Origin of the sequence: Aestuariirhabdus haliotis (assembly GCF_023509475.1) — a bacterium.
Taxonomy (GTDB): Bacteria; Pseudomonadota; Gammaproteobacteria; order Pseudomonadales; family Aestuariirhabdaceae; genus Aestuariirhabdus; species Aestuariirhabdus haliotis.
The window spans coordinates 1-10,707 of record NZ_JAKSDZ010000072.1 but is presented as its reverse complement, the minus strand read 5'-3'; the positions used below and the strand labels follow the sequence as shown (position 1 = coordinate 10,707).

Annotated in this window: 13 protein-coding genes; 2 read left to right on the top strand and 11 right to left on the bottom strand. The window is 48.5% G+C overall.

Annotation, left to right across the window (positions count from 1 at the left end):
* Positions 1-263: 263 nt before the first annotated feature.
* Together MIB40_RS18925 and MIB40_RS18920 are read right to left on the bottom strand one after the other, a co-directional pair.
* Positions 264-875, bottom strand: a complete 612-nt coding sequence (locus MIB40_RS18925) for a LysE family translocator (protein ID WP_249697070.1) — start codon at positions 873-875, stop codon at positions 264-266.
* Positions 876-957: 82 nt separating this feature from the next.
* Entirely contained in the window at positions 958-1,677 is a 720-nt protein-coding gene (locus MIB40_RS18920; RefSeq protein ID WP_249697069.1) for an alanyl-tRNA editing protein, read from the bottom strand.
* A gap of 149 nt (positions 1,678-1,826) precedes the next feature.
* On the opposite strand from MIB40_RS18920, the gene MIB40_RS18915 reads away from it, so the two are divergent.
* Positions 1,827-3,224, top strand: coding sequence for an aminotransferase-like domain-containing protein (locus tag MIB40_RS18915; RefSeq protein WP_249697068.1), 1,398 nt, complete (start codon positions 1,827-1,829; stop codon positions 3,222-3,224).
* Here MIB40_RS18915 and MIB40_RS18910 read toward each other — a convergent pair.
* The 9 genes from MIB40_RS18910 to MIB40_RS18870 form a co-directional block, all read right to left on the bottom strand.
* The gene (locus tag MIB40_RS18910; protein ID WP_249697067.1) at positions 3,217-5,169 is read right to left on the bottom strand and encodes a sensor domain-containing diguanylate cyclase; all 1,953 of its coding nucleotides are present in this window, start codon (positions 5,167-5,169) and stop codon (positions 3,217-3,219) included. The two genes, MIB40_RS18915 and MIB40_RS18910, sit on opposite strands and share 8 nt — an antisense overlap.
* Before the next feature lie 84 nt (positions 5,170-5,253).
* A complete protein-coding gene (locus MIB40_RS18905) occupies positions 5,254-5,502 on the bottom strand; it encodes a serine protease (protein ID WP_249697066.1) in 249 nt (82 codons plus the stop codon).
* A gap of 230 nt (positions 5,503-5,732) precedes the next feature.
* Positions 5,733-6,083 carry a hypothetical protein gene (locus MIB40_RS18900; protein ID WP_249697065.1) on the bottom strand — a complete coding sequence of 117 codons (351 nt, stop codon included), beginning with the start codon at positions 6,081-6,083 and terminating at the stop codon, positions 5,733-5,735.
* Positions 6,084-6,275: 192 nt separating this feature from the next.
* The gene (locus tag MIB40_RS18895) at positions 6,276-7,058 is read right to left on the bottom strand and encodes a hypothetical protein (RefSeq protein WP_249697064.1); all 783 of its coding nucleotides are present in this window, start codon (positions 7,056-7,058) and stop codon (positions 6,276-6,278) included.
* Positions 7,059-7,145: 87 nt separating this feature from the next.
* Positions 7,146-7,652 carry a DUF2199 domain-containing protein gene (locus MIB40_RS18890; RefSeq protein WP_249697063.1) on the bottom strand — a complete coding sequence of 169 codons (507 nt, stop codon included), beginning with the start codon at positions 7,650-7,652 and terminating at the stop codon, positions 7,146-7,148.
* Positions 7,653-7,725: 73 nt separating this feature from the next.
* A complete protein-coding gene (locus tag MIB40_RS18885; RefSeq protein WP_249697062.1) occupies positions 7,726-8,184 on the bottom strand; it encodes a hypothetical protein in 459 nt (152 codons plus the stop codon).
* Between the two features lie 108 nt (positions 8,185-8,292).
* Positions 8,293-8,604: a hypothetical protein gene (locus MIB40_RS18880; protein WP_249697061.1), complete on the bottom strand. Its 312-nt coding sequence runs from the start codon at positions 8,602-8,604 to the stop codon at positions 8,293-8,295.
* Positions 8,605-8,699: 95 nt separating this feature from the next.
* Entirely contained in the window at positions 8,700-9,062 is a 363-nt protein-coding gene (locus MIB40_RS18875) for a hypothetical protein (protein WP_249697060.1), read from the bottom strand.
* 99 nt (positions 9,063-9,161) lie between these two features.
* Positions 9,162-9,458: a hypothetical protein gene (locus MIB40_RS18870; protein ID WP_249697059.1), complete on the bottom strand. Its 297-nt coding sequence runs from the start codon at positions 9,456-9,458 to the stop codon at positions 9,162-9,164.
* Between the two features lie 331 nt (positions 9,459-9,789).
* On the opposite strand from MIB40_RS18870, the gene MIB40_RS18865 reads away from it, so the two are divergent.
* Positions 9,790-10,494, top strand: a complete 705-nt coding sequence (locus MIB40_RS18865) for a phage integrase N-terminal SAM-like domain-containing protein (RefSeq protein WP_249697058.1) — start codon at positions 9,790-9,792, stop codon at positions 10,492-10,494.
* The last annotated feature ends 213 nt before the right edge of the window (positions 10,495-10,707 follow it).

Genomic DNA, 10,707 nt, shown 5'->3' with positions numbered 1-10,707 from the left:
TTAAGGCACCTCTGATTAATTCAGATGAACTCTGGCTTTCAGGCGAATCCAGAATCGCGGCACGTCTTTGCAGTAAGGTCCAGACCTTTCAAAAAAGCGTAACAAAGAGTCTGGATTCGCCTGAAAGCCCCGTAGGGCGGTTCTAAAATGGTTTCTCTCGGTGTTGAAGCCCTTGTTCAGGTCTCGACATGAACGGCGAGTTTCGCCTTGATAAAAACCATTTTAGGATCCGCAGAGATCTATCCGAATTAATCAGAGGTGCCTTAACCAATAATCAGCAACACCGATCCAGCTGTCAGTCCGGCCAGCGCCAGATTGATCACGCGCAATTTACGAGGATCTGTCATAAGTTTGCGCAACACACTGCCAAAGCCGGCCCACAAGCTGATCGAAGGCAGGTTCACAATCGCAAACACCAACGTCACCAGCAGCGCCGAGGCGACATAATCCTCACCCGTCAGGGTAAAGCTGGACATCGCACTAATCACCATAACCCAGGCCTTGGGATTAACAAATTGAAAGCTGACCGACTGCAGAAAGGTAAAGGGCTTACTTTCGCTGCTCACGCCTTCGGCCTGGTTGGCAATCGGGGTGGCTCGGGCAATGCACCAGGACAGATAGAGCAAATAGGCACATCCCAACCACTTCAAGGTTTCCTGCAACAACGGATAGCTATTAAAAATGGCCCCCAAGCCAAAAGCCACCAACAAGCACAACAGCATTACTCCACCGGGGATGCCGAGCATATGGGGAATGGTGCGCACAAAACCGTAGTTAATTCCGGAAGCGGTCAGCATCAGGTTGTTCGGTCCCGGCGTGACCGAGGAGGCAAAGACAAACACCACCAGGGCCAGCAGGGTTTCAAAAGGTATCATGTTCATTGTCCTTCGGGAGAGGCTGCTCTCCCTGATCGTCGTTCAATGGCACTGCCTGTTGTTGACAGACAGTCGCTTCGAGTCAGTCGTTTAATATCAGGTGAATGCGTCGATTACGCTTGCCCTTGTTTTCAATTTTGCGAATGCTGACCGGGCCAATTTCGGCGGTGTTGGCGACATGCGTGCCACCACAGGGCTGATAATCCACGCCTTCGACCCTTAGCATGCGAATCTGTCCGGCACCCCGTGGCGGTTGCACCGACATGGTCCGTACCAGTTCAGGGTTGGCATCCAGCTCGGCATCCGTAATCCATTCACTGCTGACCGGAATCGCCTGCTGCACCAGCTTGTTGAGCGCCTCGGTGAGCTCAACCTTATCGACGGTGGCATCCCCCAGATCAAAATCGAGTCGGCTTTTCTCCTCGCCCACGGAGCCTCCGGTAACGCCCCGGGGCACCAGAGAACAAAGCAGGTGCAAGGCCGTGTGCATTCGCATCAGGCGATGGCGGCGTGGCCAGTCCAGTTGCTGCTGAATAACATCGTCCACTTTCAGGCCATGCTGGTCGTCGGCCAGCTGGTGCCAGATCTCGCCGTTGAGCTCTCCCTTACGAGTATCGATCACCTTTTGTTGGGCACCATCGGGGGTTGTCCATGTGCCCTGGTCACCGGGCTGGCCGCCCCCTTCCGGATAAAACAGGGTTTGGTCCAGCATCACTCGATCGGCATCCACAGCCAGCACCGTTGCCTCAAGCGTCTGCGCGTAGGGGTGTTGGTAAAAGGCTGCCTGGCTTGCTGTGGTCATAAGATCATCCCTTTCATTATCGTTCGGTTATCGAGTGCTTCAGTAAATTGTATGCATACAATTTAGCTTTCTGTTGACTAATCAAGACAATTACTGTCTATTGTCATCATATTTCGTTTATTGAATCGGTCAAGGATTTTATTGTCACCATGACAATCCGTATTGAAGAGATCGCAGAGCGCACCGGCCCTCGCTACATAGCGCTAGCCGACAGCATCGCCCAGGCCATCGAGCGCGGCGACCTGAAACCGGGAGACAAGCTGCCCACCCATAGAGCGCTGGCTGATGCTATGGGGGTTACTATCGGCACCATCACTCGAGGCTATCAGGAAGCGGAACGCCGGCAGCTGGTATCCGCTCGCGTCGGCAGTGGCACCTTTGTCCGGGAAGCCCACCCCAAACTGGCCATGCAGGGTTTCGGCCTGCCCGAGCACGAATCCGACACCGATATCGACCTGGGCCTGAGTCTGTCTTTGAGTGGCCCCCAGTCACAACTGATGGCCGAGTCTCTGCAACAGCTGAGCCAGGAACCGGCCACCCTGCAAGCGCTGATGAGTTACCAGAACGAACAGGGCATGGCGCACCAGCGCGAAGGCTTTGCCCAGTGGCTGACAGAATCCGGCATCGACGGCGACGCCGAACGTTTGCTGATTTGCTGCGGTGGCCAGCACGCCATCAGCATCGCCTTGCAAACCATCTGCCGAGCCGGCGATCTGGTCCTGTCCGAGGACCTGACCTACCCCGGTTTTATTGCCGCCGCGCGCCAGGCCCAGCTGCGCCATATCGGATTGCCGATGGACGATCAGGGGATCGATCCCCAGGCGCTGGAAAATATCTGCCGCCAGCAAAAGCCCCGCGCCCTGTATTGCATGCCAGCCCTGCACAACCCGACCACCGTTGAAACCTCGGCCGCTCGCCGCGAACAGATCATCGATATCGCCAGGCGCTACGACCTGTTGCTGCTGGAAGACGATATTCAATTCAACGATAACGCCAATCGGCCGCAGGCCCTGGTCAACCTGGCCCCGGAAAGGGTGTTCTACATTGGCAGCGTATCCAAGGTGATGGCCGGAGGGTTGCGCGTCGGTGTCCTGCAGACACCGCAACACTGGCTAAGCGCCTGCGCTCATTCGTTACGCGCCAATTGCTGGATGGCACCTCCCTTGATGAGCGAGCTGGTGTACCGCTGGATCACCCAGGGCCACCATCGAGAACTGAGACAATGGCAGCGACAGGAACTGACCGATCGCCATCGCCTGATTGACGAACTGTTGCCCGACTACCAGATAGCGCACCCCCGCTACGGTTACAACGCCTGGCTGACCTTGCCGACCCAATGGCGCGCGCAGGCCTTTGTCGAACAGGCGCAACACAATGGCGTGATGTTAAAGGCTGCGGAGGCGTTTGCGGTCGGCAACGTGCACGCCCCCCAGGCCGTTCGTTTCTGCATCAGTCCGGTGCAGGACAGGCAACGGTTAAGAAAAGGCCTTGAGGCGATTCGACAAACCCTGGAGGCCATCCCTCCCCTGGATCATGCGGTTATGTAACGTTCACTGCTTCTTGCCCGGGCGTGTAAAGCTGATAACCGGTGTTATTTTTCTTGGCCTGATACATCGCCTGATCCGCCAGGCGAAGCAACTCCTGGTAGGAATCACTGTGCTCGGGGCACAAGCTGATGCCGATACTGATCCCCAGATAATCCACCACAGCACCTTCTATGGTATAGGGTTGATTCAGTCTCGCTACCAGCTTGCTGGCGACAGCGCCATAGTGGCGTGTATCCGAATTTTTCAACAACACGACAAATTCATCCCCACCGACTCGGGCAATAAAATCGTCATCGCGTAAACAACCCTTTATGCGCTCTGAAATCTCTTGCAGGAGCAGATCGCCCACCTGATGTCCGAGGGTATCATTGACCTTTTTAAAACGATCAAGATCCATGTACAGCAATCCCAATGAAGTCAGACGCTGCTTTTTCGTTCTCAGTAAGGTATCGAGTTCTTCTGTCAAAGCCTCGCGATTATACAAGCCCGTCAGCGGATCGTGGTAAGCCAAATGGGAGAGCTCTATGTGTGCTTTATGTTGGTCAGTTATGTCTCTGACAACCCCGCGTACACCCGTAACCACCCCGTGCGCAGACAACATCGCCGAAGCATGGACCTCGACAAAAATGGGATTTCCGGAAAGGGTCAAGAACTCGATCGATTCACGCCGAACTTCTTCGGGATGCCTGGCAATCCAGCGCAGATAATCCTGTACAAAGGGTAAATACTCTTTAGCGACCACATCACGGATATGACCACTTTCAAGCGATTGCCGGTCATACTCCAGCATTTTTGCCAATGCCAGATTAACCACTTCAATACGACCATCGAGATTGAATTCGACAAAGCCATCGACCAACTGATCCATCAACAATTGCTGGCGCTCGTTCTCACTGCTTAGGCGATGAACCATCCAGCTAATGTCTCTGGACAATTCGGACAGTTCATCCTCTCCATCAAACGGAATAACCTTTTCCCTAACGCCCTTGCCCACATCGCGAACGCTTTTCTGTAACCATTCCAGTCGGTCAATCAAACCAATCCGAATCAGGACCGCGAGCAGCACCATAACCGTCAGGGCAAGCCCCAACATAACCAGCAGGTAACTTCGAATGGTCCGGTCACCTTGCTGCATAATGGTCAATTCCCGGTTAATACGAACCAGAACGGGATCACCAGACACCTCTTTCAAGCGGTACCCCAGGATGCCCTGTTGTTTATCTTCCGCCAGATGGAGCCATTCTCCTCCATCGAGTATGTGTCGTTTCTGATCACCAAATTCGGCGAACTGATCGCTGAACAGCAAACGGAAGCGAGTGCCCGTGACCTGTTGAATATCCGAGAGCACCGAGGCATCCATAAAACGAGCCATCAACAACAGACCATTGGGGGCCGCACGACGTGCAGAATCCGTGATGGGTTCAACGGCGGCCGACAACAACAATCCATCGATGGCATACAAGCCACTGAAGGCTCGCGGTTTATCGCCATCAAGAAAAAGGTGCTTCTGGTCGGGTAATGTCATCAACTGAGGGGGTAAAGGCTGCAGCCTTTGTTGATTCAGATCGACAGTGATATTGGCCAATACCTTACCGGTTCGATCCATGATCAGAACCCAGTTCAAATCCAGGTTGACCACACTATCCAGATCCAGATTGTCCGGGATAAACCGCTCATTATTACCATTGACGAAGTCGTAGGTATCGTTCCAGTGCGCCCAATCGAGCGCCGCCCCGTCGATCCATTCAATACGCTGCTGCAACGCACTTTCGATCGATGCCTTATCCCGCTGCAGGCGCTGTTTTTCCAGCGCCATAAAACTCGGCGCAATAAGCAGATGGGCCAAATAACTGGAGACGGGCAGCAGAAGCACCAGAGCAAGTGCGATCGCCAACAACAGACGGTTGCGAAGGGATAAACGGTTCAGGAGCCGACGAAAAGCCATAACCTGAGCTTAGAGCAGATCAGCAAGGGCAGCCAACCGCTAAGACTATTACAAACAGAGAATATTCAGACACATCGAGAGCAGCTATTGCCCAGAGCAGAAAGCATCAAATTGCTCCTGCGTATTATCAAAGCCTTGCTGATCCGCCAACTCCCATGGCCGCTCGCACCGCCCGGTGCGCTCACACCAGAGATAACCCGCCGAACCGATACAACCCTGTTCATCCCGGTCCGATCCGGGCATGGACTTCGTGTTGGTATGCTGCGAATGTCCGGATGTACAGCCACTGGCCAGCATCACAAGCAGAATAGCGGGCAGAGCAAATATTCTCATCAATACGACTCCCAAAACTCGATAACACCATTAACCGGGGCACCTAACGCAACGCTGATTATCATCAACGCACTTGGTGGCTCCACGCTCAAGCATCAATAGTAGTAACACAACAATGACGCTGCCGACTATAAGGGTGTTTACGGTATTTGTAATTCTCCAGTACCGGATGCTGGGGGGGGGTAAAGCGGGGGAAGTTCAAATTCCGAACCATTGCCTTGTTAAGTGTTTTACACTTGCACATTGGCATACAAAGAGTCTAAGAATTTTGCAATTTCACTCTCGTTAACCAATATGCGATATTCATTGAAAATTGGCTTCTCTGTTGAGATACATATTGCATCTACATCGCATTGAGCATCAGAACGGAACGTAACTGAGCCAAGCATATCTTTCCCTTCAAACTCAGCGATTGAAAATGTGCTTCCCTCTTTGTACTTGTGCGTAATCAATGTCGGTGGCTTAGATAAAGCCACATCGCCGAGATTAGCTGAACGATGCCATTCAATAAAAAAAGAAACCAGGCTCTCATCATTTCTTATTGAGGCCGAACATGGCCTGCAGCAATACTGCTCTTCCACTTGAACAGCGCATTCTTTACATAGAGAGTCTCTACAAAGGTTGCACTCTAGATCTCTCTTGCAATCGCTACATTTCTCTTGGTATATAGCACTCAGCATAAATCTACCGATGACACTTAACGCCCGCGTAATGGGCTGGGTTGGAGCGCCAGCGGAAAACCAGTCCCAATTGACGCGTTTGTTAGCTTTTGCTCAATAATACTCTTCGTATGGGTTTTCATTTTCCAGTTTGTAAAAGCAATCCTTACATAGAGATTTGTAGTTCTCCCAGCCTTTCATATTGCCAAAATCTACTTGTTCAAGGTCTTCTTCAAATTCAAGAGACTGGCACTGCTCACATTCTACAACTGGTTCTGAATGACCACATAGGAAACAAGTATCTATGCCATCGTAGATCACAAATGTGTCTTTTTTACAGGCTGGACATTCCCATATCTCATCATCTGGAATTTCTTCAGCGGCCATTCGTTCCGAGGCTCTCTTCTCTAGCTCTTCGATATAGCTGTCTAGATTTAGTAGCTCTGAATGCAGCTTGGATGGGAGCTGAGAGACAATATCTGATTCCAAATGATCCCTGCAAAATGACGTATAAAAACCAACAAGGCTTACAAAGTTAGACTTAATCTGATCGATTGAAAGATCAAACTCAAAATGAACAATTTGATTTCGAAGTTCAGATGCAGTTTTAATGCACTTCACATCAGGCTGCTTCAAATTAACTTTTGATATTTTCTCAAGCCTTTCAATCGCTAAGCCTAGATCTACTGTGTGTCTTGGCTTATCGATATTCGAATAAACAAAAATCTCATTGGTTCTTCTCAGTCGCTCTTTTAGGCTGGTCTCTATTGCCTGCACTAAAAGTAGTATCGCAAACTTCCATTTATCCTCGTCTGACTCAGCCTGAATAGCCTTACTCACAGACTCGAAGAAAAAGCTTATGGAGTTTTCTAAAAGCGTCATTTTTAGGTTAGGCACGTAATCTCCAAAGAAAGCTAACGCCGCCAGCAGGGGCCGAAAAACCAGAGCGAAGTGGCGGTTTTTTGGTCCCTCTGGCTGGCATTGTTATGCGATTTCTTTGCCATGTACTCGATTTGCATATATCTCAGCGACTCGCTCAAGTGTAATGCCGTTTTTTTGCTCAAGAGCTAAGGGATGATCTGTTGGCTCTAACTCAATATAGGGTCGATCTCCATTATCTCGGATGTGGACCATAGTTTTCAGGTTCTCGGTTTCTGGGTACATATTAATAGAAGCATTGAGCCAGCCGAAATATGGACCATAGTGCGCTCGCTCCTCTACGCCGAGCAAGTCTTGAAACTCCATAAAATTCTCTTCGCTTAGAGAAACCCACACACCCCAAATAAAAGGGTCATCGTGGCCGATTACAGGAATTTCAATGCAGCCTCTAACGAAAAACCACTTATCTGCGATGACGCATAAATCTTCCGTAAGGAATACATCTTCCTCACGTTTCTCTTCTGGAACATCAAGATAAGATATTGGGTATTTCCAACCAAAGGTAGGTATCCCCTCAATAATCTCATCGCAACATGCACATTTAAATTCCATTTCTCAGATACTCGTTCGCATAACGCTTCGCTAAGAAGCGCTGTTGTTTCCGGCGTCTTTTTTCAGCGCCTGGTTATGCTTGTGTCGCATGTATTCCCGTACTCCTAGTTGATCTAAAATTGGGATACATATCATTAAACTTACTTCGAAGCTCTTCAGCTTTAAGTTTGCCTTTTTCCGTTTCCGGTCGTAGCCAATACAACATTTTCTCAACTATAAGAGGACCATTTTCCAAATGCGATTCGATAATATTAATTGCTCTAAGCTCGCCTAATCCCTCAACAGTTGCATCATACCAAAGCCTTACATTACTGGCATCACCATAAACTAATCCGTATTCGAGAATAACCTCTAGATGAGCACGCTTCAAAGCCGACTTTCTAACCATCGCTAGGCCAGAGAGCTGATTGTGTTTAACGACATTCCAGATAAATTCGAATTTAGTATATTCTTCTTGAGCTCGGAGCCATTTAGAAGCCTCGTTCTCTTTTTTAGTATCTCTAGGTTGATCCTTAAAATCTGATGGGTTCATATTATTTTTCTAGTGCATAACGCCGTTAGCAGTTGCAGGCAAAGTTGGCGAACTTTTGGAACAAAAGCATGACAACTTTGACTGTCGACTGCCTGACCTTGTTAAGTGCTATTTTACACATGCAACTTCGGTCTCATTGATTAAACAATTAAGCGAACCACTTTCTTTGATAATTTGGTCACCAACCTTCAGGTGGTCTGCATTCAATAAAATACGTGTGCTATGGAACCTCTGAGTTGTTCCATTGTTCCTTTTTATTTCAATTAATGGCATTCCGTGATTGCTTGATTTCCAGTCAATTAAAGAAACAGTTCCATCGAAGCGCTGTCTTTCAGGTTCATTGTATTGGTAGATACTCATAGCAATAGACAATCCAAAGAAAGGAATTGCAATAGCTATGAATATCAGAAACTTTTTCATACTCGATTTGCACTTAACGCTCCGCACAGGGGCAGACAAAAAAGCGCAGCGTTTTGGCTGTCCCAGCAACCAACGGGAGCGATTGCTGCGGCTTGTTATGCATTTTTTTGCACCTTACCGAAGTAAATAAGTGGTAATGCAATGACTAGTACCAATGACCACGTATAGGTAAACACTGCGATTACAGAGTGCGTAGCTATTAGATACATAGCAATTCTCTTTTGCTTACCAAAAAATAAAATTAGGCTGGTTATTATGCAAGTGGTAATAGAGGCCAACGTAAAAATAAATAGCCAGCTTCCTGATTCATTTGGTGACAGAGCATACTTAGCTGAATCTAGTGCCAACTGAATAGAATCTAGACAGTCGGGCCGTGCAGCAAATAAGAATACCCACCATATTACTATGAGTGTCGCTGCACCTAAAAGGCTTAGTGTTCCTGCGATCTTGCTATCCATTGCGATTTCTTAGTGCATAACGCCGCCAGCACAGGCCGGAGCACGCAGTGCGGAGGTCCAGCCCCGAAGGGGCGATTGTGCCTGGCCTTGTTATGTGATTTACCACTCCGACACCTTTAGCTTGCTAGCTGCCGCTTTAAGTTCTTCTTTGGTTAAGCCGATGATAGTGTGGAAGTCGTTGTCGTCTAGGCCAAAACCCAAGTTGGGTGCATTAAGAGCATTGATGATACCGCCAAGTTCTGATGCCGACAGTAAATTTGGTGAAACCTCTTGCACCACTTGGAACAACTTTTTAGCGACAGCCTCTTCTGCGGGATTAACCACAACAATATCACCCGCTTCTTCGAGTTCTTTAACCGCTTTGATAAGTACTTCTTTGACTACAGATTCACTCATGCTCTCTATTCACATAACAGCTTATTCATAAGCCTTTGGCTTTATATCACTTTGGCTTGTTAATTACTGAGCCTTGATAATTGCTAAAGGCAAAATGTTTTAGTTTTCAATATGCTACCAGAACTACTTAAAAAGTCTCTCCTGAATTAACAAGCCGGGGGGATATTTGTTCTTGGCTTGTTAACTCGGAAGGAGATTTTAAAAATACGAACAAATCAATTAGTTACATGCCGAGCTTTTTGTTCAATAGCCTGAGGCTGCTGAATACGGAGATTTGACAGCCTTGGCTTTATGAACCAGCCTGTATATACATACAGCAAAAGACTCTATCATGGATGATATACGTCATAAAATACCGACTCCGCCAGTTCGCTTTCTTGACCTTTTTCGGTTGGATATCAGACAACAAGGCCTCGCCTATCAAACTGAAAAAACTTACGTACACTGGATTAAACGATTTATCTTTTTCCACAATAAACGCCACCCCAAGGATATGGGGGCCGCTGAAATTGAAGTCTTTTTAAGTCATTTATCGATTCATAAGAATTGTTCTATCAATACACAACGGATTGCCCTTAACGCTTTGATATACCTTTACAAGCGTTTTATGGGGCTTGATATTGGAGAACTCTCATTTACACCAGCCACTGCACCTCGACGTTTACCTGTGGTTTATAGCCGCGAGGAAATATCAGCAATATTACGCTTTTTGCCCCCAACCCCACACCTTATGGTAGAACTCATGTACGGCAGCGGACTACGGAGTGCCGAGCTGCTTTCTTTACGCATCAAAGATATCGATTTTGCTGGCTATAATGTGCTTGTTCGTGCCGGGAAAGGAAATAAAGACCGGTCAACCCTACTGCCCAAACGCTTAATCAAACCACTAAAACATCAGGTATCCATTGTCGAATCGCTGCATCGTCATGACCTGCAAGCAGGGTTTGGTGAAGTGTATCTACCGGACGCACTTAGTAGAAAATACCCTGACGCAAGCCAACAAACTGCCTGGCAATTCTTGGGCACCTCTGATTAATTCAGATAGATCTCTGCGATCCTGAAAATGGTTTTTATCAAGGCGAAGCTCGCCGTTCATGTCGAGACCTGGACAAGGGCTTCAACACCGAGAAAAACCATTTTCAGGATCGCCCTATGGGGCTTTCGGGCGAATCCAGCCTCTTTGTTACGCCTTTTTGAAAGGTCTCGACCTTACTGCAAAGGCGTGTCGCGATTCTGAATTCGCCTGAAA